At 63.1% G+C, this 19,789-nt stretch carries 33 protein-coding genes; 2 read left to right on the forward strand and 31 right to left on the reverse strand.

The features are described from left to right. Nucleotides 1-100 precede the first annotated feature (100 nt). Genes AAC071_RS16070 through AAC071_RS16080 form a run of 3 tightly spaced genes read right to left on the reverse strand, consistent with a single transcriptional unit; the run spans nt 101 to nt 2,774 of the window. Nucleotides 101-1,093: an RluA family pseudouridine synthase gene (locus AAC071_RS16070; protein ID WP_339834537.1), complete on the reverse strand. Its 993-nt coding sequence runs from the start codon at nt 1,091-1,093 to the stop codon at nt 101-103. Further along, the gene (gene crcB / locus AAC071_RS16075; protein WP_339834539.1) at nt 1,090-1,473 is read right to left on the reverse strand and encodes a fluoride efflux transporter CrcB; all 384 of its coding nucleotides are present in this window, start codon (nt 1,471-1,473) and stop codon (nt 1,090-1,092) included. Before crcB ends, AAC071_RS16070 begins: the two co-directional genes overlap by 4 nt. After that, on the reverse strand, nt 1,470-2,774 hold the full coding sequence (locus AAC071_RS16080) for a replication-associated recombination protein A (RefSeq protein ID WP_339834542.1): 1,305 nt from the start codon (nt 2,772-2,774) through the stop codon (nt 1,470-1,472). The genes crcB and AAC071_RS16080 overlap by 4 nt, the downstream gene beginning before the upstream one ends. A 187-nt stretch (nt 2,775-2,961) precedes the next feature. Here AAC071_RS16080 and AAC071_RS16085 point away from each other — a divergent pair, with 187 nt between their 5' ends. Both AAC071_RS16085 and bfr read left to right on the forward strand, forming a co-directional pair. Next, nucleotides 2,962-3,168 carry a (2Fe-2S)-binding protein gene (locus AAC071_RS16085; RefSeq protein ID WP_339834544.1) on the forward strand — a complete coding sequence of 69 codons (207 nt, stop codon included), beginning with the start codon at nt 2,962-2,964 and terminating at the stop codon, nt 3,166-3,168. A gap of 132 nt (nt 3,169-3,300) precedes the next feature. After that, nucleotides 3,301-3,783 carry a bacterioferritin gene (gene bfr, locus AAC071_RS16090; protein ID WP_339834547.1) on the forward strand — a complete coding sequence of 161 codons (483 nt, stop codon included), beginning with the start codon at nt 3,301-3,303 and terminating at the stop codon, nt 3,781-3,783. 100 nt (nt 3,784-3,883) lie between these two features. Here the strand turns inward: bfr and AAC071_RS16095 are convergent, their stop codons facing one another. From AAC071_RS16095 to rpsJ, 28 genes are all read right to left on the reverse strand, one after another. Further along, nucleotides 3,884-5,341, reverse strand: a complete 1,458-nt coding sequence (locus AAC071_RS16095) for a DegQ family serine endoprotease (RefSeq protein WP_339834550.1) — start codon at nt 5,339-5,341, stop codon at nt 3,884-3,886. A 184-nt stretch (nt 5,342-5,525) separates the two neighbouring features. Then, nucleotides 5,526-5,945, reverse strand: a complete 420-nt coding sequence (gene rplQ, locus AAC071_RS16100; protein ID WP_339834553.1) for a 50S ribosomal protein L17 — start codon at nt 5,943-5,945, stop codon at nt 5,526-5,528. A 54-nt stretch (nt 5,946-5,999) separates the two neighbouring features. Beyond that, nucleotides 6,000-7,073: a DNA-directed RNA polymerase subunit alpha gene (locus AAC071_RS16105; protein ID WP_339834556.1), complete on the reverse strand. Its 1,074-nt coding sequence runs from the start codon at nt 7,071-7,073 to the stop codon at nt 6,000-6,002. A gap of 95 nt (nt 7,074-7,168) precedes the next feature. Then, nucleotides 7,169-7,558 carry a 30S ribosomal protein S11 gene (gene rpsK / locus AAC071_RS16110; RefSeq protein WP_304735186.1) on the reverse strand — a complete coding sequence of 130 codons (390 nt, stop codon included), beginning with the start codon at nt 7,556-7,558 and terminating at the stop codon, nt 7,169-7,171. A 68-nt stretch (nt 7,559-7,626) separates the two neighbouring features. Continuing rightward, complete coding sequence (gene rpsM, locus AAC071_RS16115) at nt 7,627-7,995, reverse strand: 30S ribosomal protein S13 (RefSeq protein WP_293506765.1); 369 nt, start codon at nt 7,993-7,995, stop codon at nt 7,627-7,629. 194 nt (nt 7,996-8,189) lie between these two features. Next, nucleotides 8,190-8,762: an adenylate kinase gene (locus tag AAC071_RS16120; protein WP_339834564.1), complete on the reverse strand. Its 573-nt coding sequence runs from the start codon at nt 8,760-8,762 to the stop codon at nt 8,190-8,192. Further along, entirely contained in the window at nt 8,759-10,090 is a 1,332-nt protein-coding gene (gene secY, locus AAC071_RS16125; RefSeq protein ID WP_339834567.1) for a preprotein translocase subunit SecY, read from the reverse strand. The genes AAC071_RS16120 and secY overlap by 4 nt, the downstream gene beginning before the upstream one ends. A 70-nt stretch (nt 10,091-10,160) precedes the next feature. Continuing rightward, nucleotides 10,161-10,640, reverse strand: coding sequence for a 50S ribosomal protein L15 (gene rplO / locus AAC071_RS16130; protein WP_339834570.1), 480 nt, complete (start codon nt 10,638-10,640; stop codon nt 10,161-10,163). Between the two features lie 18 nt (nt 10,641-10,658). Further along, nucleotides 10,659-10,862 carry a 50S ribosomal protein L30 gene (gene rpmD / locus AAC071_RS16135; RefSeq protein WP_339834572.1) on the reverse strand — a complete coding sequence of 68 codons (204 nt, stop codon included), beginning with the start codon at nt 10,860-10,862 and terminating at the stop codon, nt 10,659-10,661. A 23-nt stretch (nt 10,863-10,885) separates the two neighbouring features. Continuing rightward, a complete protein-coding gene (rpsE, locus tag AAC071_RS16140) occupies nt 10,886-11,446 on the reverse strand; it encodes a 30S ribosomal protein S5 (RefSeq protein WP_339834574.1) in 561 nt (186 codons plus the stop codon). A 12-nt stretch (nt 11,447-11,458) separates the two neighbouring features. Continuing rightward, a complete protein-coding gene (gene rplR, locus AAC071_RS16145; RefSeq protein ID WP_339834576.1) occupies nt 11,459-11,815 on the reverse strand; it encodes a 50S ribosomal protein L18 in 357 nt (118 codons plus the stop codon). Between the two features lie 13 nt (nt 11,816-11,828). After that, a complete protein-coding gene (gene rplF / locus AAC071_RS16150; RefSeq protein ID WP_339834578.1) occupies nt 11,829-12,362 on the reverse strand; it encodes a 50S ribosomal protein L6 in 534 nt (177 codons plus the stop codon). 47 nt (nt 12,363-12,409) lie between these two features. After that, nucleotides 12,410-12,808: a 30S ribosomal protein S8 gene (rpsH, locus tag AAC071_RS16155; protein WP_339834579.1), complete on the reverse strand. Its 399-nt coding sequence runs from the start codon at nt 12,806-12,808 to the stop codon at nt 12,410-12,412. Between the two features lie 11 nt (nt 12,809-12,819). Then, nucleotides 12,820-13,125 carry a 30S ribosomal protein S14 gene (gene rpsN / locus AAC071_RS16160; RefSeq protein WP_339834581.1) on the reverse strand — a complete coding sequence of 102 codons (306 nt, stop codon included), beginning with the start codon at nt 13,123-13,125 and terminating at the stop codon, nt 12,820-12,822. Nucleotides 13,126-13,168: 43 nt separating this feature from the next. After that, entirely contained in the window at nt 13,169-13,726 is a 558-nt protein-coding gene (rplE, locus tag AAC071_RS16165; RefSeq protein ID WP_339834584.1) for a 50S ribosomal protein L5, read from the reverse strand. After that, complete coding sequence (gene rplX / locus AAC071_RS16170) at nt 13,719-14,036, reverse strand: 50S ribosomal protein L24 (RefSeq protein WP_339834586.1); 318 nt, start codon at nt 14,034-14,036, stop codon at nt 13,719-13,721. Before rplX ends, rplE begins: the two co-directional genes overlap by 8 nt. Next, complete coding sequence (gene rplN / locus AAC071_RS16175) at nt 14,036-14,404, reverse strand: 50S ribosomal protein L14 (protein ID WP_293506776.1); 369 nt, start codon at nt 14,402-14,404, stop codon at nt 14,036-14,038. The genes rplX and rplN overlap by 1 nt, the downstream gene beginning before the upstream one ends. Before the next feature lie 45 nt (nt 14,405-14,449). After that, nucleotides 14,450-14,686, reverse strand: coding sequence for a 30S ribosomal protein S17 (gene rpsQ, locus AAC071_RS16180; protein WP_304735169.1), 237 nt, complete (start codon nt 14,684-14,686; stop codon nt 14,450-14,452). 10 nt (nt 14,687-14,696) lie between these two features. Further along, nucleotides 14,697-14,903, reverse strand: coding sequence for a 50S ribosomal protein L29 (gene rpmC, locus AAC071_RS16185; protein ID WP_339834589.1), 207 nt, complete (start codon nt 14,901-14,903; stop codon nt 14,697-14,699). Nucleotides 14,904-14,949: 46 nt separating this feature from the next. Then, nucleotides 14,950-15,369: a 50S ribosomal protein L16 gene (gene rplP, locus AAC071_RS16190; protein ID WP_293506779.1), complete on the reverse strand. Its 420-nt coding sequence runs from the start codon at nt 15,367-15,369 to the stop codon at nt 14,950-14,952. 33 nt (nt 15,370-15,402) lie between these two features. After that, a complete protein-coding gene (rpsC, locus tag AAC071_RS16195; protein ID WP_339834594.1) occupies nt 15,403-16,113 on the reverse strand; it encodes a 30S ribosomal protein S3 in 711 nt (236 codons plus the stop codon). Further along, nucleotides 16,113-16,493: a 50S ribosomal protein L22 gene (gene rplV / locus AAC071_RS16200; protein ID WP_339834596.1), complete on the reverse strand. Its 381-nt coding sequence runs from the start codon at nt 16,491-16,493 to the stop codon at nt 16,113-16,115. Before rplV ends, rpsC begins: the two co-directional genes overlap by 1 nt. Before the next feature lie 3 nt (nt 16,494-16,496). Beyond that, a complete protein-coding gene (gene rpsS / locus AAC071_RS16205) occupies nt 16,497-16,775 on the reverse strand; it encodes a 30S ribosomal protein S19 (protein ID WP_339834597.1) in 279 nt (92 codons plus the stop codon). A gap of 17 nt (nt 16,776-16,792) precedes the next feature. Next, nucleotides 16,793-17,626 carry a 50S ribosomal protein L2 gene (rplB, locus tag AAC071_RS16210; protein WP_339834599.1) on the reverse strand — a complete coding sequence of 278 codons (834 nt, stop codon included), beginning with the start codon at nt 17,624-17,626 and terminating at the stop codon, nt 16,793-16,795. A 4-nt stretch (nt 17,627-17,630) separates the two neighbouring features. Continuing rightward, nucleotides 17,631-17,921 carry a 50S ribosomal protein L23 gene (locus AAC071_RS16215; protein WP_304735159.1) on the reverse strand — a complete coding sequence of 97 codons (291 nt, stop codon included), beginning with the start codon at nt 17,919-17,921 and terminating at the stop codon, nt 17,631-17,633. Next, nucleotides 17,918-18,538, reverse strand: a complete 621-nt coding sequence (rplD, locus tag AAC071_RS16220; protein WP_339834605.1) for a 50S ribosomal protein L4 — start codon at nt 18,536-18,538, stop codon at nt 17,918-17,920. The genes AAC071_RS16215 and rplD overlap by 4 nt, the downstream gene beginning before the upstream one ends. After that, nucleotides 18,538-19,302 (reverse strand): 50S ribosomal protein L3, encoded by a 765-nt coding sequence (rplC, locus tag AAC071_RS16225; RefSeq protein ID WP_339834608.1) that lies wholly within the window; start codon nt 19,300-19,302, stop codon nt 18,538-18,540. Before rplC ends, rplD begins: the two co-directional genes overlap by 1 nt. A 39-nt stretch (nt 19,303-19,341) precedes the next feature. Then, entirely contained in the window at nt 19,342-19,650 is a 309-nt protein-coding gene (gene rpsJ / locus AAC071_RS16230) for a 30S ribosomal protein S10 (RefSeq protein ID WP_012111657.1), read from the reverse strand. Nucleotides 19,651-19,789: the final 139 nt, after the last annotated feature.

Below are 19,789 nucleotides of genomic sequence, written 5' to 3' on the forward strand. Positions count from 1 at the left end.
GTTGAATCCAAGCCATGCAACCCGTCCACCCATTCCTTAGCCGGACAGCAGTGGGACAAGCCGGGCCATGACGATTTGGGATGAGGAAAAAGGCCCATCATCACCCCTCCAACCCGTCGAAGGCACCCTTCGCGTCGCGCTCTTCGAGGCCGAGCAGTTTCCAGCTCGTCTTCATGTGCGGCGGCAATTCGGCTTCGATGAAGAGCCGCCCGCCATCGGGATGGGCAATGTCGATGGAGCGCGCATGAAGATGCAGCTGGCGCGGGATCTCGCCGCCGGGATGGGCGGTGATGCCGCCATATTTGCCGTCGCCGACGATCGGCGTGCCGATGGCACGCGCATGGGCGCGGATCTGGTGCGTGCGGCCTGTGAGCGGCATGAAGGCGACCCAGGCGAATTTGGTCGAGACGCTGGTGACGACCGAATAATGCGTGACGGCGTTCTGCGCGTCCTCGTCGCCCGCCTCGGCCGGCGAAACGCGCTCGGCGCGCGGCCCGCCCTGCTTGGCCAGCGCCAGATCGATCGTGCCCTGCAGCGGCGCCGGCGTGCCGACAACCAGCGCCCAGTAGATCTTGCGCGCATCCTTCTGCTGGAAGGCCCGGGCGAGCGCGGCCGCCGCGCGCGCCGTGCGCGCCAGCACGATGACGCCCGACGTGTCGCGGTCGAGACGATGGACGAGACGCGGGCGTTCGGCCGCCTCGAATTGCAGCGCATCGAGCATGCCGTCGAGATGGCGCTCGGTCTTCGTGCCGCCCTGCACCGCCAGCCCGGCCGGCTTGTTGAGCACCAGCACCGACTTGTCCTTGTGGATGACGAGATCGCGGACGAAGCGGGCGTCCTTGTCGCTCAAGGCCCGTTCGGGCTTCGGCGCCGGCCGTTCGATCTCCGCGCCAAGCGGCGGCACGCGCACGGTCTGGCCGGCGGCCAGCCGCGCATTGGCTTTGGCCCGCGCGCCATCGATCCGCACCTGGCCGGTGCGCAGGAGCTTTTCGAGCCGGCCATGGGTCAGCGCCGGATAGTGCCGCTTGAACCAGCGATCGAGCCGGATGCCGTCCTCGTCGCCGGCCACCGCGATCTGTGCGACCTCGCTCATGCCGAAAACAACGCGCGCGCAAGCCACAAGCCGGCAAAGAGCGCGCCGACCGCGCCGGCGACCGAGCCGGCCATGTAGAGCCCCGCCAGACCCATGTCGCCGCGCTCGATCATGTTGGCGGCGTCGAGCGAAAAGGCCGAGAAGGTCGTGAAGCCGCCGAGAACGCCGGTGGCGAGGAAGCTGCGCATTTCGGGCGAGAGATCGTATTTCAGCGCGAAGGCGCCGGCGAGCAATCCCATCAGCAGCGAACCGATGATGTTGACGCCGAAGGTGCCCCAGGGAAAGTTGGGTCCAAGCAGCCGCAGCGCCTGAAGATTGAAGAGATAGCGCGCCGAGGCGCCGACCGCGCCGCCGGCGGCAACCGCAAGAAGACTGTTCATGCCTGCCGTTCCTCTCTCAGCTTCTGCCACCAGGCCAGACGCTTGCCGATTTCGCGCTCGAAGCCGCGTTCCTCGGGGCGATAGAAATTCTGCCGCCCGACTTCCGCCGGAAAATAGTCCTGCCCCGAAAAGGCGTCCGGCGCGTCGTGGTCGTATGCGTAACCGGCGCCATAGCCAAGCTCTTTCATCAGCCTGGTCGGCGCGTTGAGAATATGCGCCGGCGGCGCCACCGAGCCGGTGTCGCGCGCCGCGCGCCGCGCCGCGCCGAAGGCGGCATAGGCGGCATTCGATTTGGGCGCCGTGGCCAGATAGATCACCGCCTGGGCCAGCGCCAGTTCGCCTTCCGGCACGCCGAGAAAATCGACCACGTCTTTGGCGGCCAGCGCCTGATGCACGGCTTCGGGATCGGCCAGACCGATATCCTCGATCGCGGCGCGCACCAGCCGGCGGGCGATATAGAGCGGCGCCTCGCCGCCCACCAGCATGCGCGCCAGCCAGTAGAGCGCCGCATCGCAATCGGAACCCCGGATCGACTTGTGCAGCGCGCTGATGAGGTTGTAATGCCCTTCCCGCCCCTTGTCGTAGAGCGGCGCGCGGCGCTGCACGGCGGCGATCAGTGCGGCCGTGTCGAGCGGCGCCGCGGGCGCCTGGGCGAAGACCTCCTCGGCCAGATTGAGCGCATAGCGCCCGTCGCCATCGGCCATCGCACGCAGGCTGGCGCGGGCATCGTCGGTCAGCGGCAGCTTGCGCTCGTAAAAGGCCTCGGCACGGATGAGCAGTTCCTCGAGCGCCGCATCGTCGAGCCGGTTGAGCACCAGTACCTGCGCCCGCGACAGCAGCGCCGCATTGAGTTCGAAAGAGGGGTTCTCGGTGGTGGCGCCGACCAGCGTGACGGTGCCGTCTTCCATCACCGGCAGGAAGCCGTCCTGCTGGGCGCGGTTGAAGCGGTGGATCTCGTCGACGAAGAGCAGCGTGCCCCGACCGGTCGAGCGCCGGGCGCGCGCCGCCTCGAAGACCTTCTTGAGATCGGCGACGCCCGAAAAGATCGCCGACATCGGTTCGAAATGAAGCCCGACGCGGTCCGCCAGCAGCCGGGCGATGGTGGTCTTGCCGGTGCCGGGCGGGCCCCAGAAGATGACCGAGGAGAGATGCCCGGATGCGATCATCCGGCCCAGGGGCCCCGTCGGACCCAGCAGGTGTTCCTGGCCCACCACCTCCTCGAGCGCCTTCGGGCGCAGCCGGTCGGCCAGCGGGCGCGGTGCCCCCTCATCCATCCCGGCTGCCTCGAAAAGATTGCTCATGGCCGCTCTTTAGCACGTTTCCGGGCCGCCCTCACCGGCCCCGGCCGGGCCGGCCCGCCCTGCGACAATTTTGCAAGGGATTCGCATTCACAACGCTATTGCAAACCATTCGCAGATCTGAGACCTTGAATGGCTCCCGGGGCTCCCCCCGGGCCAACAGGCGACAAGCCGGCAGGAAACGACCCAGATGATCGTTTGCGTGTGCAATGCCAAGAACTGTCAGACCGTCCGCGCGACGCTGGCCGGCGCCCCGCATGTCGATACGCCGGCCGCGCTGCACCGCGCCATGGGCACCAAGCCGCAATGCGGCCGCTGCCTGCCCTCGCTGGCCGAACTGATCGCCGAGGCCCGCGCCGACGAAACGCTGGCCGCGCTGATGGCCGCCGCCGACTGATCGCCCCGTTCTCGCGACATACTCTCAGGATCATTTGCAGCTGGTTGGCGCCGTTCGAATTTTTCGAATTGCGTTTGACGCCGCGCGCGCACCGGACGACCATGCCGCATCGAACGTCACAAGGAGCGGCACATGCGCGGCGACAGCAAGGTCATCGAATATCTCAACAAGGCGCTGAAGCTCGAACTGACCGCCATCAACCAGTATTTCCTGCATGCGCGCATGTTCCGGAACTGGGGCTTCACCAAGCTCGGCGAGGTCGAATATCACGAATCGATCGACGAGATGAAACATGCCGACAAGCTGATCGAGCGCATCCTGTTTCTTGAGGGCCTGCCCAACCTGCAGGATCTCGACAAGCTGCTGATCGGCGAGAACGTCGTCGAATGCATGGAATGCGACCTGAAGCTCGAATATGCCGGCCACGCCTTCTACAAGGAGGCGATCGCCCATTGCGAGCAGGCGCGCGACTATGTCAGCCGCGAACTCTTCGAGGACATCCTGGCAGACGAGGAAGAACATATCGACTTCCTCGAAACGCAGCTCGAACTGGTGAAGTCGGTCGGCCTCGAAAACTATCTGCAGTCGCAGATGGGCGAGACGGAAGGATCATAGCGGACCATTTTCCGCCCCCCGGCCCTCCGCTTTCGCTCCGGGCGTTCAAGGCTCGAAAAGGTCCACCGGACCTTTTCGCTTGCGTCCCGCAAGCCGCCTTTCACCCACCGACCGTCGCCTGGAAGGTGCGCTCGCCGCGCTTGATCGAGAACTCCCATTGCGGACGTGTGGCCGAGGTGACGCGGACCAGATCGCGCACGGTGGCGATCCTGGTGCCGGCCACTTCGACGATGATATCGCCCCGCTGCATCTGCATCCGGCCGGCCGGCGTGCCGATGCCGACATGGGTGACGACGACGCCGCGCGCCGCCATCGTGTCGAGCCCCAGCCGGTCGGCGATGGCCGGCGACAGATTGGCAACCGTCGCCCCGGCAAAGGGATTGCGCCCGGTGATTTCGGTCTCCTCCGCCGCCGGCTCCTCCGGCGGTGCGATCAGCGCGACGCGCGCCTCGCGCGCCGCGCCGTCGCGCAGATAGCCGATCCGCGCCTGGCCGCCGACGCCCTTGGTCGCCATCCGGTAGCGCACGGCCTGCGGATCCTCGACATCGAAACCGTCGATCGTGCGGATGACATCGCCGACCCTGAGACCGGCCCTGTCGGCCGGACCGCCGGGATGGATCTCGCGCACAATGCCGCCGCCCGGCCGGTCGAGACCGAGCGACTGGGCCAGGTCGTTGTCGACCGCCTGCAGCTGCGCGCCGAACCAGGGCCGCTTGACATGGCCGCCATCGCGCGCCGAGGCGACGACGCTCTCGACCATGTTGGAGGGAATGGCAAAGCCGATGCCGATGCTGCCGCCGCTCTGCGAATAGATGGCGCTGTTGATGCCGACAAGCCCGCCATCCATCGTCACCAGCGCGCCGCCCGAATTGCCGGGATTGATGGCCGCATCGGTCTGGATGAAGAACTGATAGTCGGACACGCCGATATGGGTGCGCGCCAGCGCCGAGACGATGCCGCTGGTCACCGTCTGGCCCACGCCGAAGGGATTGCCGATGGCGAGAACCAGGTCGCCAACCTCGATCGTGTCGGAATCCTTGAAGGAGAGATGCGGCAGCTTCTGCCTGCCGACATCGATCTTCAGCACGGCCAGATCCGTGCGCTCGTCGGCCAGCACCAGCTGCGCATCGAACTCGCGCCGGTCGGCCAGCGCCACCGTGAACTGTTGCCCGCCCTTGATCACGTGATGATTGGTGACGATCAGACCCGACGGATCGACGATCACGCCGGAACCGAGCGATTGCTGCACCCGTTCGCGCGGCACGCCGAAGCTGAAACGGTTGCCGAAGAATTGCTGGAAGAAGGGATCGTTGAAGAGCGGCGAGCCCGCACGTTCCTGCACGACGCGCTTGGTATAGACATTGACCACCGCCGGCGCGACCCGCTTGACCACCGGCGCGTAGGACAGTTGCAGCTCGGCCCGGCTGTTCGGCAATTGCCGCTCCTGCGCAGCGGCGCCGAAGGACAGAAATGCCAGGGCCGCCGTCAGGACGATGGCGGCCAGCGCCATCGAAAACGCCCCCGCCCAGGAAGACTCGGACAACATTTCAACCACCATGACCCGCGCCCTCGTACAAGGACGGGCAATCGACCCCCACGCCCGGACACACCGCCGCCGGCGAAATTCTGTGGGTTGGCGACGGCGCTGACAAGACCGAAATGACCGGAAACGGCACAACAAACGAAAAGGGCAGCGCCGGAAGCCGGCACTGCCCTTCAGATTCAGCTGAACGGATGACCGCTCAGGCGACTTCTTCCTCGGTCTCGACCTGTACCGGACCGGAATCCTGACCCTTGGCGCTCTCGTCGCGATCGACAAACTCGATCACCGCCATCGGCGCGCTGTCGCCATGCCGGAAGCCGGCCTTGAGGACGCGGATATAGCCGCCGGCACGTTCCTGATAGCGCGGGCCCAGCACATCAAACAGCTTCGCCGCCCAGACCTTGTCCGGGAGCGCCGCATAGGCCTGGCGGCGCGCATGAAGATCGCCCCGCTTGCCCAACGTCACCAGCTTCTCGACATAGGGACGAAGCTCCTTGGCCTTGGGCAGCGTCGTGACGATCTGCTCATGCTTGATGAGCGCGACCGCCATGTTCGCCAGCATGGCCTTGCGATGACTTGCCGTCCTGTTGAGCTTGCGGCCGGAATTTCCGTGACGCATGTGCCCTTCTCCTCGTTACCTGCGGCGTCACCAGGACGCGGCGTTTCTTGAAACTCAGTACTGGTCTTCGTAGCGCTTGGCCAGCTCTTCGATATTCTCCGGCGGCCAGTTCGGCACTTCCATACCGAGATGGAGGCCCATCTGCGCCAGCACTTCCTTGATCTCGTTCAGCGACTTGCGGCCGAAGTTCGGCGTGCGAAGCATCTCGCCTTCCGTCTTCTGGATCAGGTCGCCGATATAGACGATATTGTCGTTCTTCAGGCAGTTGGCCGAACGAACCGAAAGCTCCAGTTCGTCAACCTTCTTCAGAAGCGCCGCATTGAATTCGAGTTCGGGGCGGCTCTCCTCGACATGCTTCTGTTCCGGCTCGTCGAAGTTGACGAACGTCTGAAGCTGGTCCTGCAGGATGCGTGCGGCATAGGCCACGGCATCTTCCGGCGTGATCGCGCCATTGGTCTCGATCTGCATGGTCAGCTTGTCGTAATCGAGGACCTGGCCTTCGCGCGTATTCTCGACCTTGTAGGAGACGCGGCGCACCGGGCTGTAGAGACTGTCGACCGGAATGAGACCGATCGGCGCGTCTTCGGGACGGTTGCGATCCGACGCGACATAACCCTTGCCAAGCGCAACGGTGAATTCCATGCGGATGTCGGCACCCTCGTCGAGCGTGCAAAGCACCAGATCCGGATTGAGCACCTCGATGTCGGCGCCGACCGAAATGTCGCCGGCGGTGACGACGCCCGGACCCTTCTTCGACAGCGACATGCGCTTCGGGCCTTCGGCATGAAGGCGCAGCGCAAGCTGCTTGATATTGAGAACGATGTCGGTGACATCCTCGCGCACGCCGGCGATCGAGGAGAATTCATGCAGCACACCATCGATCTGGACAGCCGTAACAGCCGCACCCTGGAGCGACGACATCAGAACACGACGAAGCGAGTTGCCGAGCGTCAGGCCGAAGCCGCGCTCAAGCGGTTCGGCGACGACGGTCGCAAAGCGCTGCGTGTCATGGCCCGGATTGATTTCGAGCTTGGTCGGCTTGATAAGCTCTTCCCAGTTTTTCTGGATCACGTTGATAACCTCGTGTCGTTTGCGGCAGGCCCATCGGGCACACCGGGCGGGAGACATCCGCCACCTGATCTCTTTAACGTCCACCCCACCATTCAATCGTGCGAGCAGACGTGACCGGCAAGGCCCTTGAGGACCGCCGGTCAGATACCGGTCTAGACGCGACGCCGCTTGGGCGGGCGGCAGCCATTGTGCGGGATCGGCGTGACGTCGCGGATCGTCGTGACGGTGAAGCCGACCGACTGCAGCGCACGAAGCGCCGACTCGCGGCCCGAACCCGGACCGCAAACCTCGACTTCGAGGGTGCGCATGCCGTGTTCCATGGCCTTCTTGCCCGCATCTTCCGCAGCCATCTGCGCGGCGAAGGGCGTCGACTTGCGGCTGCCCTTGAACCCCATCATACCGGCGGACGACCAGGCGATCGCATTGCCCTGCGCATCCGCAATGGTGATCATGGTGTTGTTGAACGTCGAATTCACATGGGCCACGCCCGATGAGATGTTCTTCCGTTCCTTGCGCTTGACGCGCGTCTTTTCCTTCGCCATCCGTCCTAAACCTTCGTGTCACGCGGGAGCCGCAAGAAACGCGCCCCGGCTCGTATGTCCTGTGGGCCTTACTTCTTCTTGCCGGCAATTGCCTTGGCCGGACCCTTGCGGGTGCGGGCATTGGTGTGGGTCCGCTGGCCGCGCACCGGCAGCCCCTTGCGGTGACGGAGGCCGCGATAGCAGCCGAGATCCATCAGCCGCTTGATATTCATCGCAACTTCGCGCCGCAGATCGCCCTCGACGATATAGTCGCTGTCGATCGCTTCGCGGATCTGGATGACCTCGGCGTCGGTCAGCTCGTTGACGCGGCGCTCGGCCGGAATGCCGACCTTGCCGCAAATCTCCACTGCCTTGGTGTCGCCAATGCCGTGAATATAGGTCAGTGCAATGACCACCCGCTTGTTGGTCGGGATGTTGACACCAGCGATACGAGCCACGTTCTTCTCCTAAACTTCGGGAATCGCTCAAGACGGCACTTGCGTCAAATCCGGCTGGGATCGTCCGAAAACCGCGGAATTCCGCCATTTTTCGGCCCGGCCGTCATTTTCCTTGAAAGTGCCGTCGCGAAGGCCGGGATTATAGAATTTACTTCTTCCCAGTCAACCGCTTAAGCCAGCTTCCCTTTCCTGTTTCAAAGCCCGAGGACCGCCTCGATCTGGCGGGTGACCTCATCCATATCCTTCATGCCGTCCACGGTCCGGAGCGTCCCCTTGGCCTTGTAATAGGCCGTCAGCGGCGCCGTCTGCTCGTGATAGACCTTGAGGCGCTTCGCAAGCGCCTCGGCATTGTCGTCGGCCCGAGGCCCCCCGGCCGTTTCGGCCGCGCGGGTTTCGATCCGCTGCAGCAGGATGCCGTCATCGACCTCGAGTTCGACAACTGCGTCGAGCTTCGAGCCCTTGCTCGCCAGCATCGTATCGAGCGCTTCGGCCTGGGCCACGTTGCGCGGGAAACCGTCGAGAATGTAACCCCTGGCTGCATCCGGCTGGGCGATGCGTTCGGCGATGATGCCGACGACCACATCGTTCGGGACCAGCTCGCCCCGCGCCATGATCGCCTCGGCCTGCTTGCCCACATCGGAACCTGCCGCAACCGCCGCGCGCAGCATGTCGCCGGTCGAGAGCTGGATAAAGCCGTACTTGTCTTCCAGACGCTTGGCCTGCGTCCCCTTGCCGGCACCAGGCGGTCCAAGCAGTATCAGTCTCATCGCTTGCCCCCGCGCAGCTTCGACTTCTTGATCAATCCCTCATACTGGTGCGCCAGCAGATGGCTCTGGATCTGCGACACCGTATCCATCGTCACGCTGACCACGATCAGAAGCGAAGTGCCGCCGAAATAGAACGGCACGCTGTACTGGGAGATCAGTATTTCCGGCAACAGACAGACGATCGTCAGATAAATGGCGCCAACCGCTGTCAATCGCGTCAAAACGAAATCAATGTGCTCGGCCGTCCGCTGACCGGGCCGAATGCCCGGAATGAAGCCGCCATATTTCTTGAGATTGTCGGCCGTGTCCGCCGGGTTGAACACGATCGCTGTGTAGAAGAAGGCGAAGAAGATGATGCCGGCGGCGTAGAGAGCCATATAGAGCGGCTGGCCGTGCCCGAGCATGGCCGTGATCGTGTTGAGCCAGTCCGGGCCCTGGCCGGAACTGAAATTGGCGATCGTCATCGGCAACAGCAGCAACGACGAGGCAAAGATCGGCGGAATGACGCCGGCCGTGTTGAGCTTCAGCGGAAGATGCGAACTGTCGCCGCCATAAAGCTTGTTGCCGACCTGCCGCTTGGGATACTGCACCAGCAACCGGCGCTGCGCCCGCTCGACAAAGACGATGATCATGATGACGACGACGACCATCACCGCCAGGAAGAGGATGATGAAGGTCGAGAGTGCGCCCTGACGGCCAAGCTCCAGCGTACCGGCAAGCGCCCGCGGCAGCTCCGCCACGATGCCTGAAAAGATGATCAGTGAAATGCCGTTGCCGACGCCACGCGCCGTGATCTGTTCGCCAAGCCACATCAGGAAGATCGTGCCGCCGACCAGCGTGATGACCGTGGTCATGCGGAAGAAGATGCCGGGATCGATAACGACCCCGCCTGCGCCTTCGAGGCCCACTGCGATACCGTAGCCCTGGAGCGCGGCGAGGATGACGGTGCCGTAGCGTGTGTACTGATTGATCTGCTTTCGGCCCTGCTCGCCTTCCTTCTTGAGCTGAGCCAGATGCGGCGAAACCGTCGTCATCAGCTGCATGATGATCGACGACGAGATGTAGGGCATGATCGCCAGCGCGAAGATCGCCATGCGGCCGACGGCGCCGCCGGCAAACATGTCGAAAACGCCGAGAAGGCCCGACTGCTGCTGTTCGAAAACCTGCGCCAGCGCCACCGGATCAATGCCCGGCAACGGCACATAGGTGCCAAGACGATAGACAATCAGCACACCCAGCGTGAACCAGATGCGCTTTTTCAGCTCGGTCGCTTTCGCGAAGGCGGCAAAGTTAAGATTTGCCGCGAGCTGTTCAGCCGCTGATGCCATTCATCTCACCCTGTGCACACCGGAACCATGTGCGCGCATATGAAAGAGAGTGCCCGCTCCCTGGATCGTCCTATTCGGCGGCAACCCGAGCCGGCGCCGTCACCTTGACCGAACCACCGGCCTTCTCGACCGCCGCCACCGCGCTCGCGGAAGCACCGGCCACTTCGAAATTGAGCTTGGCCTTCAGCTCGCCCTTGGCGAGCAGACGAACGCCATCCTTGGCGCGTCGAATGACGCCCGCCGCGACGAGCGCTGCCGCATCGACCGTTGCGCTCTGGTCGAGCTTGCCGGCATCGATGGCGACCTGCACGCGGCCGAGATTGACCGCATTGTAATCCAGCCGGAAGAGGTTCTTGAAGCCACGCTTCGGCAGGCGCATGTGGATCGGCATCTGGCCGCCCTCATAGCCCTTGATTGCGACGCCGGTACGGGACTTCTGCCCCTTCACGCCGCGACCGCCGGTCTTGCCCTTGCCGGAGCCGATACCACGGCCGACGCGGATACGCGACTTGCGCGCGCCTTCGTTGTCGGTGATTTCATTCAGTTTCATCGAAATGCCTCGCGAGCCTTATGCCTCGTCCACGACGCGGACGAGATGGGCCACCTTGTTGATCATGCCGCGCACGGCGGCGGTATCCTGCAGCGTCCGCGTACGGCGCATCTTGTTGAGGCCGAGCCCGATCAGCGTTTGCCGCTGCGAAGGCTCGCGCCGAAGCGGACTTCCGATCTGCTGCACGGTCACTGTCTTGCCGCCGGTCTTTTTCGCTGACATCGCTCGCTTCCTCTTCTCGTGCCTTACTCGGCGCTCGCCTCAGTGGCAGCATCCGTCCGGCGGCCGACGATCTCGCTGACCTTCTTGCCGCGGCGGGCCGCAACCATGCGCGGGCTCTCTTCATGCTTCAGCGCATCGAATGTCGCACGCACCATGTTGTACGGATTGGTCGAACCGAGCGACTTCGCCACCACGTCCTGGACGCCGAGCGTCTCGAAAACGGCGCGCATCGGACCGCCCGCGATGATGCCGGTACCGGGAGGTGCCGCACGCAGAACGACGCGACCGGCGCCGTGACGTCCATCAACATCGTGATGCAGCGTCCGGCCCTCGCGCAACGGCACGCGGATCATGGCGCGCTTCGCAGCCTCGGTTGCCTTGCGGATCGCTTCAGGAACCTCGCGTGCCTTGCCATGACCGAAGCCGACCCGGCCCTTCTGATCGCCGACCACGACGAGCGCGGCGAAGCCGAAGCGCCGGCCGCCCTTGACGACCTTTGCGACGCGATTGATGTGAACCAGCTTGTCGACGAACTCGCCGTCGCGCTCGTCCCGATCCCGGTCCCTGTTTTCTTTACGTGCCACAGCTTGAATCCCTTAGAAGTTGAGGCCGCCTTCGCGGGCGCCCTCAGCGAGCGCCTTGACGCGCCCATGATAGATGTAGCCGCCACGATCGAAGACGACATCGGTGATACCCGCTTCTTTCGCACGCGCGGCGACGAGTTTGCCGACTTCCTCCGCCGCCGTAACATTGGCGCCGGCCTTCTTGCCGAATTTTTCGTCGAGCGTGGACGCTGCAGCCAGCGTGACACCGCGCCGGTCGTCGATGACCTGCGCATAGATGTGCTTCGACGAACGGAACACCGAAAGCCGCGGACGCTCTGTTGCGACCCTTGCGAGCTTGCTGCGATTGCGCATCGCACGGCGTTGGGACGTGTTTTTCATTTTGCTCATGGCGCGCATCCGCTCACTTCTTCTTGCCTTCCTTGCGGAAGATGTATTCGCCGGCGTATTTCACGCCCTTGCCCTTGTAGGGTTCCGGTCCGCGATAGCTGCGAATTTCCGCCGCCACCTGGCCGACCTTCTGCTTGTCCATGCCGCTGATCGTGATCTCGGTCGGCTTCGCACACTTGATGTCGATATCGGCCGGAATCGGATAGAGCACATCGTGGCTGAAGCCGAGATTGAGCTGCAGGTTCTTGCCCTGAATCGCCGCGCGGTAGCCCACGCCGTTGATTTCGAGCGTCTTCGTGAACCCGTCGGTCACGCCGACGACCAGATTCTCGACCAGCGTGCGCGAAAGGCCCCACATCGCACGGGCGCGCTGCGTGTCCTCGCGCGGACGAACGGTCAATCCCGCCTCGCCCTGCTCGATCGTAACGTCATCCACCAGCGTGAGCTTCAGCTCACCCTTCGGACCCTTCACGGCAACTTCCTGGCCGTTCAGCGTCACCGTCACCCCTTTGGGGATACCGACGGGGTACTTACCAATTCGCGACATGGTCTCTGTTTCCTGTCGTCTGCATTTGTCGATTGCCGCACGCGTCTTTAGAAAACGCGGCAGAGCACCTCGCCACCAACATTCTGTTCCCGCGCCGCATTGTCGGACATGATGCCCTTCGGCGTCGAGAGGATCGAAATGCCGAGGCCGTTGTGGACCGTCGGCATCGTCTTCACCGACGAATAGACACGCCGGCCCGGCGTCGACACGCGTTCGATCATCTGAATGACCGGCGCGCCTTCATTGTATTTCAGCTCGATCTCGAAATCGCTCTTGCCGCCCGGGTAGTCGACGCGCGCATAGCCACGGATAAAGCCTTCGTCGGCGAGCACGTCCAGCACCCAGCCCCGAAGCTTGGAAGCCGGCGTTACCACCTTGCTCTTGCCACGAAGCTGAGCATTGCGGATGCGTGTAAGCATATCGCCAAGAGGATCGGTCATCGTCATTCGCGTCTCTCCTACCAGCTCGACTTCACCATGCCGGGGATCTGCCCTTTGGACGCGAGGTCCCGGAGGGCGATACGCGACATGCGCAGCTTGCGGTAATAGGCCTTGCTGCGGCCCGTGATCTCGCAGCGGTTGTGAATACGGGTCTTGGACGAATTGCGCGGCAATTCGGCAAGCTTGAGCTGCGCCTGGAACCGGTCTTCCATCGAAAGCGTCTCGTCCTTCGTGGCAGCCTTCAGCTTTGCCCGCTTCGCGGCGAACTTCGCCGTCAGCTTGCGCCGCTTCAGATCCCGATTTATGGCGCTCTTCTTAGCCATTCAAACCTCCGTCGGATTCGCCACTCGCGAACCGCTTGAAAACTTACTTTGTGAAGGGGAAGTTGAACTTCCGAAGCAACTCACGCGCCTCGTCGTCCGTCTTCGCCGTCGTACACACGATAATGTCCATGCCCCAGACCTGATCGACCTTGTCGTAATCGATCTCGGGGAACACGATGTGCTCTTTCAGACCCATGGCAAAGTTGCCGCGGCCATCGAAGCTCTTCGCGTTCAGACCCCGGAAGTCGCGCACGCGCGGCAGCGCGATCGTGACGAGCCGGTCGAGAAATTCGTACATCCGATCCTTGCGCAGCGTCACCTTGACACCGATCGGCATCTCCTCGCGCAACTTGAAGGTCGCGATCGAGGTCTTCGCCTTGGTGATCACCGGCTTCTGGCCGGCAATCGCCTGCAGGTCCTCGAAGGCGCTCTTGATCTTCTTCGAGTCGCCGACGGCCTCGCCCACGCCCATGTTGAGCACGATCTTGTCGAGCCGCGGCACCTGCAGCATGTTCTTGTAGTTGAACTGCTCGGTCAGCGCCGGACGGATGCTGTCCAGATACTGCGTCTTGAGCCGAGGAATGTATTGAGCTTCAGCCATCGATCGTCTCTCCCGACGCCTTGGCGAAGCGGACCTTGCGGCCGTCATCCAGCGTCTTGAAACCCACTCGCGTCGCATTGCCCGTCTTCGGATCCTGGATCGCCAGATTGGACAGATGCACTTTCGCCTCGCGTGTCACGATCCCGCCCGTCGTCGTCTGCGACGGCTTCTCGTGACGCTTGACCATGTTGACGCCCTGCACGAGCGCCCGCTCTTCCTTCGGGAAGACGGCGATCACATCGCCCTTCTTGCCCTTGTCCTTGCCTGTCAGAACGACGACCTTGTCGCCCTTTTTAATCTTCGCAGCCATCAGAGCACCTCCGGCGCGAGCGAAACGATCTTCATGTGATTCTTGGCGCGCAGTTCGCGGGTTACCGGCCCGAAGATGCGGGTTCCGATCGGCTCGCCCTGGGCGTTGATCAGCACCGCCGCATTGCGGTCGAAACGGATGACACTGCCGTCGGCGCGGCGAATATCCTTCGCCGTGCGCACGACGACCGCCTTCATGACGTCGCCCTTCTTCACCTTGCCGCGCGGAATGGCTTCCTTGATGCTGACGACGATGGTGTCGCCAACGGAAGCGTACTTCCGCTTGGAGCCGCCGAGCACCTTGATGCACATCACGCGACGCGCACCCGAGTTATCGGCAACTTCCAGGTTTGTCTCTTGCTGGATCATGACTTCATCCGCCTTGCTCGAACCGGTTCCTGACTCCGAAAAGGATCAGGCCTCGTCCGTAAAAACTTCCCATTTCTTCAGTTTCGAAATCGGGCGGCACTCGCGGATCTTCACCAGATCGCCGACCTTCGCCGATTTGTTCTCGTCATGCGCATGGTACTTCTTCGAGCTGCGCACGATCTTCTTGAGGAGCGGGTCCTTGAAGCGGCGCTCGACATTCACCACGACCGTCTTTTCGTTCTTGTCGCTGACAACGACACCCTGAAGGATTCTCTTCGGCATTTCAGTATCCTCAGCCCTTGTTCGCCTGCGCGGCTTCGCGCTGGCGCTGGATCGTCTTGACGCGCGCGATATCGCGGCGCACCTGGCGCATCTGGTGAACCTTCTCCAGCTGACCGCTCGCACCCTGGAACCGCAGATTGAACTGCGTCTTCTTCAGCTTGAGCAGCTCGTCGTCGAGCTGGTCCGGCGTCATATCTTTCACTTCGCTGGCCTTCATGGCCTTACCCTTTCATTCGATCCGCTCGTCAGCGGGGTCGTTGGTCTCAGGCGTGTTCGCCAGGACGCGCAACGAAACGCGTCTTGATCGGCAGCTTGGCAGCGCCAAGGCGCATCGCCTCTTCGGCGACCGCCAGCGGCACACCGTCGATCTCGAACATGATCCGGCCCGGCTTCACGCGCGCCGCCCAGTATTCCGGCGCACCCTTGCCCTTGCCCATGCGGACTTCGGTCGGCTTCGACGAAACCGGCACATCCGGGAAAATCCGGATCCACACGCGCCCCGCGCGCTTCATGTGACGCGTGATCGCGCGGCGCGCCGCCTCGATCTGCCGTGCCGTGATACGGGCCGGCTCCTGCGCCTTGAGGCCGAAAGCCCCAAAGTCGAGATTCATTCCGCCCTTGGCCTTGCCATGGATGCGGCCCTTGTGGGCCTTGCGGAACTTCGTGCGCTTCGGTTGCAACATGGTCGAAACTCTCTTCGCTCAGTTCTTCGGGGCTCAGGCCCGCTCTTCGCGACGCTGACGGCCACCGCCCTCGCCGCCACCTTCAAGCGCACGGCGCTCGGAGGCCATCGGGTCGTGCTCCAGGATCTCGCCTTTGTAGATCCAGACCTTGACGCCACAGGTGCCGTAGGCCGTCTTTGCCGTTGCGACGCCGTAATCGATATCCGCACGCAGCGTATGCAGCGGCACGCGGCCCTCGCGATACCATTCCGTCCGCGCAATTTCGGCGCCACCAAGGCGACCCGCGCAATTGATGCGGATGCCGCCGGCGCCAAGACGCATGGCCGACTGCACGGCCCGCTTCATCGCCCGCCGGAACGCCACGCGGCGCTCGAGCTGCTGGGCGATATTCTCGGCGACCAGCGTCGCGTCGATTTCCGGCTTGCGCACTTCAACGATGTTGAGATGCACTTCGGACGCCGTGATCTTGCCGATGTCCTTGCGCAGCTTCTCGATATCGGCGCCCTTCTTGCCGATAACGACGCCGGGACGGGCAGTATGGATCGCCACGCGGCACTTCTTGTGCGGACGCTCGATCACGATCTTGGAAACGCCGGCCTGCTTCAGCTGACCTTCAAGCATCTCGCGGATCTTGATGTCCTCATGCAGCAGCTTGCCGTACTCGTGACGGCCGGCGAACCAGCGCGAATCCCAGGTCCGGTTGATGCCCAGGCGCAGTCCGATCGGATTGACCTTGTGACCCATCAGGCTTGCTCCTCGACTTGCCGAACGACGATCGTGATCTGGCTGAAAGGCTTTTCGATGCGGCCGACGCGTCCACGCGCCCGCGCATGCCAGCGCTTCATCACCAGGTTCTTGCCCACATAGGCCTCGGCGACGACGAGATCGTCGACATCGAGGTCATGGTTGTTTTCCGCATTCGCAATCGCGCTCTGCAGAACCTTCTTCACATCGTCCGCGATCCGCTTGCGCGAGAAGGTGAGATCGGCAATCGCCGTGTCGACCTTCTTGCCGCGAATGAGCTGCGCCACGAGGTTGAGCTTTTGCGGGCTCACCCGGAGCATCCGGCCGACGGCCTGCGCCTCGTTATCGGGCAGGCGACGCTTGGTAGCAGCTTTGCCCATGACTTAGCCCTTCTTCGTTTTCTTGTCGGACGTATGTCCGTAGTAGGTCCGCGTCGGCGAGAATTCGCCGAACTTGTGGCCCACCATGTCCTCGGTCACAAGCACCGGAATGTGCTTCTTGCCGTTGTGCACGCCGAAGGTCAGGCCGACGAACTGCGGCAGGACCGTGGAACGGCGGCTCCACATCTTGATCACTTCCTTGCGGCCCGACCCGCGCGTGGCTTCGGCCTTCTTCAGAAGGTAGCCATCCACGAAGGGACCTTTTTTGACTGAACGCGCCATATCGAGCTCCCTTGACCTTACTTCTTCTTCTGGTGGCGGCTGCGGACGATGAACTTGTCCGTCGACTTGTTGGCACGCGTCTTCTTGCCCTTGGTCGGCTTGCCCCACGGCGTGACCGGATGGCGGCCGCCCGAGGTGCGGCCTTCGCCACCGCCATGCGGATGGTCGACCGGGTTCATCACGACGCCGCGCACATGCGGACGCTTGCCGAGCCAGCGGTTACGGCCCGCCTTGGCAATCGTGATGTTCGAATGATCCGGGTTCGACACCGCGCCGATCGACGCCATGCAGGTGCCCGGCACCATGCGCTGCTCACCCGACGAAAGGCGGAGAAGCGCATAACCCTGGTCGCGACCGACGAGCTGGACATAGGTGCCGGCCGACCGCGCGATCTGTCCGCCCTTGCCCGGCTTCATTTCCACATTGTGGACGATAGTGCCCACCGGGATGTTGGCCAGCGGCATCGCATTGCCCGGCTTCACGTCAACCCGGCTGCCCGACACGACCGTGTCGCCAACGGCCAGCCGCTGCGGCGCCAGGATATAGGCGAGGTCGCCATCGGCATATTTGATCAGCGCGATGAAAGCCGTGCGATTGGGATCGTATTCGAGCCGCTCGACAGTTGCCGGCACATCGAACTTCGAACGCTTGAAGTCGACCATGCGGTAGCTGCGCTTGTGCCCGCCGCCCCGGAACCGCACCGTGATGCGGCCGTGATTGTTGCGGCCACCCGACTTCGTCAGGCCTTCGGTCAGCGCCTTGACCGGCTTGCCCTTGTAGAGGGCCGAGCGGTCGACAAGCACAAGACCGCGCTGCGCGGGGCTGGTCGGTTTGTATTTTTTCAATGCCATGGTTTCAAAGCCCGGTCGTCACATCGATCGAATGACCATCTTCGAGGGTCACGATCGCTTTCTTGAAATCGCTCTGCCGCCCCGCGATACCGCGGAACCGCTTGGTCTTGCCCTTCCGGATCAGCGTATTGACCGCCTTCACCTTCACGTCGAAAAGCTTCTCGACCGCTTCCTTGACTTGCGGCTTCGTCGCCTTGGGGGCCACCTTGAAGATGACCTGATTGGCCTCCGAAGCCATCGTCGCTTTCTCGGTAATCACCGGCGACAGGATGATGTCGTAAAGATGCGCATTCATTTGAAGCGTGCCTCCAGGCTCTCGACCGCCGCTTTGGTCAGCACCAGCGTCTCACGGCGAAGGATGTCGTAGACATTGATGCCCTGGACCGGCAGCACGTCCACATTCGGAACGTTGCGCGCCGCGAGCGCGAAGTTGTCGTCAAGCTCCGCACCATCGACGATCAGCGCCGACTTGAGGCCGAGCTTGGCAAACGCATCCTTGACCGCCTTGGTCTTCGGATCCTTGAGCTTCGCCTCATCGAGAATGATGAGGTTGTCGCTCTTGGCCTTGGCCGACAGCGCCAGCCTCAGCGCCAGGGCACGAACCTTTTTCGGCATGTCGATCGTATGGCTGCGCACGACTGGTCCGAAAGCCTTGCCGCCACCGCGGAACTGCGGCGCCTTGCGATCGCCGTGGCGGGCGCCGCCCGAACCCTTCTGCTTGACGAATTTCTTGCCCGTCAGCGCGATTTCGGAACGGCCCTTGGTCTTGTGCGTGCCGGCCTGACGCTTGGCCAGCTGATAGGTCACCATGCGGTGCAGGATGTCGGCGCGAGGCTCGAGCGCGAAGACCTCGTCGGTCAACTCCACCGTGCCGGCGCTCTTGGCTGCCAGGGTTTTCACATCGGCCTTCATCACGCACCTTCCTTCTCGGCGCCGGCATCCGCCGCCTCAGCAGTCGCCGGAGCTTCCTCGACCGCCGCAGGCGCAGCAGCCGTCTCGCCATGGCGACGGAAAGCGCCAGGCATCGGCACACCTTCCGGCAACTTGCTCTTCACCGCATCGCGCAGCAGAACCCAGCCGCCCTTCGAGCCCGGCACAGCGCCCTTCACCATGATCAGACCCTTTTCGGCATCCGTGCGGACAACCTCGAGGTTCTGTGTGGTGACGCGCGATGCGCCCATATGGCCGGCCATCTTCTTGCCCTTGAAGACCTTGCCCGGATCCTGGTTCTGACCGGTCGAGCCGTGGCTTCGATGGCTGACGGACACGCCGTGCGTGGCGCGCAGGCCGCCGAAATTGTGGCGCTTCATGACACCGGCAAAGCCCTTGCCGATCGAAGTGCCGCTGACATCCACGAGCTGACCCGCGACGAAATGATCGGCGGTGATTTCAACACCGATATCGAGCAGGTTGTCCGGCGTCACCCGGAACTCGACGAGCTCCAGTTTCGGCTCCACCTCGGCGCGCGCGAACTGACCGCGCTGCGCATTCGGCACATTCTTGGCCTTGGCGCGACCCGCACCAAGCTGAACAGCCGTGTAGCCGTTCTTATCATCCGTGCGCTGGCTGACAACCTGACAGTTGTCGAGCTTCAACACCGTGACCGGGACATGACGGCCGTCTTCCATGAAGAGACGGGTCATACCGACCTTTTTGACAATCACACCGGAACGCATGGGTCCCATTCCTCGTTCTGTTTCGAGAGCAAGCACGCTTTAGAGCTTGATCTCGACGTCCACACCGGCAGCAAGATCGAGCTTCATCAACGCATCGACCGTCTGGGGGGTGGGGTCTACGATGTCGAGCACACGCTTGTGTGTCCGGATTTCAAACTGCTCGCGGCTTTTCTTGTCGATATGCGGGCCGCGAAGCACCGTAAATTTCTCAAGCCGGGTCGGGAGCGGGATCGGACCGAGCACCTGAGCGCCGGTACGTTTCGCCGTGTTGACGATTTCGCGCGTCGAAACGTCGAGCACACGATGATCGAACCCTTTCAACCGGATGCGAATCTTCTGCCTTTGCATTTTCGGTCCCTGTGCCTCTCGGCCCTGCGCTTTCGCGACTTGAAAAGTAAGAGGCGCAGCCGGGCCGCGCCCCATCAACCCTGTTTACTTCAACACTTTCGAGACGACGCCGGCGCCGACGGTACGTCCGCCTTCACGG

Origin of the sequence: uncultured Parvibaculum sp. (assembly GCF_963975745.1) — a bacterium.
Taxonomy (GTDB): Bacteria; Pseudomonadota; Alphaproteobacteria; order Parvibaculales; family Parvibaculaceae; genus Parvibaculum.

Bases quoted from the DNA above. Each gene is read 5' to 3' on its own strand.
- AAC071_RS16070 (WP_339834537.1), bottom strand. From the start codon at position 1,093: ATGAGCGAGGTCGCACAGATCGCGGTGGCCGGCGACGAGGACGGCATC.
- crcB (WP_339834539.1), bottom strand. From the start codon at position 1,473: ATGAACAGTCTTCTTGCGGTTGCCGCCGGCGGCGCGGTCGGCGCCTCG.
- AAC071_RS16080 (WP_339834542.1), bottom strand. From the start codon at position 2,774: ATGAGCAATCTTTTCGAGGCAGCCGGGATGGATGAGGGGGCACCGCGC.
- AAC071_RS16085 (WP_339834544.1), top strand. From the start codon at position 2,962: ATGATCGTTTGCGTGTGCAATGCCAAGAACTGTCAGACCGTCCGCGCG.
- bfr (WP_339834547.1), top strand. From the start codon at position 3,301: ATGCGCGGCGACAGCAAGGTCATCGAATATCTCAACAAGGCGCTGAAG.
- AAC071_RS16095 (WP_339834550.1), bottom strand. From the start codon at position 5,341: ATGGTGGTTGAAATGTTGTCCGAGTCTTCCTGGGCGGGGGCGTTTTCG.
- rplQ (WP_339834553.1), bottom strand. From the start codon at position 5,945: ATGCGTCACGGAAATTCCGGCCGCAAGCTCAACAGGACGGCAAGTCAT.
- AAC071_RS16105 (WP_339834556.1), bottom strand. From the start codon at position 7,073: ATGTCTCCCGCCCGGTGTGCCCGATGGGCCTGCCGCAAACGACACGAG.
- rpsK (WP_304735186.1), bottom strand. From the start codon at position 7,558: ATGGCGAAGGAAAAGACGCGCGTCAAGCGCAAGGAACGGAAGAACATC.
- AAC071_RS16120 (WP_339834564.1), bottom strand. From the start codon at position 8,762: ATGAGACTGATACTGCTTGGACCGCCTGGTGCCGGCAAGGGGACGCAG.
- secY (WP_339834567.1), bottom strand. From the start codon at position 10,090: ATGGCATCAGCGGCTGAACAGCTCGCGGCAAATCTTAACTTTGCCGCC.
- rplO (WP_339834570.1), bottom strand. From the start codon at position 10,640: ATGAAACTGAATGAAATCACCGACAACGAAGGCGCGCGCAAGTCGCGT.
- rpmD (WP_339834572.1), bottom strand. From the start codon at position 10,862: ATGTCAGCGAAAAAGACCGGCGGCAAGACAGTGACCGTGCAGCAGATC.
- rplR (WP_339834576.1), bottom strand. From the start codon at position 11,815: ATGAGCAAAATGAAAAACACGTCCCAACGCCGTGCGATGCGCAATCGC.
- rplF (WP_339834578.1), bottom strand. From the start codon at position 12,362: ATGTCGCGAATTGGTAAGTACCCCGTCGGTATCCCCAAAGGGGTGACG.
- rpsH (WP_339834579.1), bottom strand. From the start codon at position 12,808: ATGACGATGACCGATCCTCTTGGCGATATGCTTACACGCATCCGCAAT.
- rpsN (WP_339834581.1), bottom strand. From the start codon at position 13,125: ATGGCTAAGAAGAGCGCCATAAATCGGGATCTGAAGCGGCGCAAGCTG.
- rplE (WP_339834584.1), bottom strand. From the start codon at position 13,726: ATGGCTGAAGCTCAATACATTCCTCGGCTCAAGACGCAGTATCTGGAC.
- rplX (WP_339834586.1), bottom strand. From the start codon at position 14,036: ATGGCTGCGAAGATTAAAAAGGGCGACAAGGTCGTCGTTCTGACAGGC.
- rplN (WP_293506776.1), bottom strand. From the start codon at position 14,404: ATGATCCAGCAAGAGACAAACCTGGAAGTTGCCGATAACTCGGGTGCG.
- rpsQ (WP_304735169.1), bottom strand. From the start codon at position 14,686: ATGCCGAAGAGAATCCTTCAGGGTGTCGTTGTCAGCGACAAGAACGAA.
- rpmC (WP_339834589.1), bottom strand. From the start codon at position 14,903: ATGAAGGCCAGCGAAGTGAAAGATATGACGCCGGACCAGCTCGACGAC.
- rplP (WP_293506779.1), bottom strand. From the start codon at position 15,369: ATGTTGCAACCGAAGCGCACGAAGTTCCGCAAGGCCCACAAGGGCCGC.
- rpsC (WP_339834594.1), bottom strand. From the start codon at position 16,113: ATGGGTCACAAGGTCAATCCGATCGGACTGCGCCTGGGCATCAACCGG.
- rplV (WP_339834596.1), bottom strand. From the start codon at position 16,493: ATGGGCAAAGCTGCTACCAAGCGTCGCCTGCCCGATAACGAGGCGCAG.
- rpsS (WP_339834597.1), bottom strand. From the start codon at position 16,775: ATGGCGCGTTCAGTCAAAAAAGGTCCCTTCGTGGATGGCTACCTTCTG.
- rplB (WP_339834599.1), bottom strand. From the start codon at position 17,626: ATGGCATTGAAAAAATACAAACCGACCAGCCCCGCGCAGCGCGGTCTT.
- AAC071_RS16215 (WP_304735159.1), bottom strand. From the start codon at position 17,921: ATGAATGCGCATCTTTACGACATCATCCTGTCGCCGGTGATTACCGAG.
- rplD (WP_339834605.1), bottom strand. From the start codon at position 18,538: ATGAAGGCCGATGTGAAAACCCTGGCAGCCAAGAGCGCCGGCACGGTG.
- rplC (WP_339834608.1), bottom strand. From the start codon at position 19,302: ATGCGTTCCGGTGTGATTGTCAAAAAGGTCGGTATGACCCGTCTCTTC.
- rpsJ (WP_012111657.1), bottom strand. From the start codon at position 19,650: ATGCAAAGGCAGAAGATTCGCATCCGGTTGAAAGGGTTCGATCATCGT.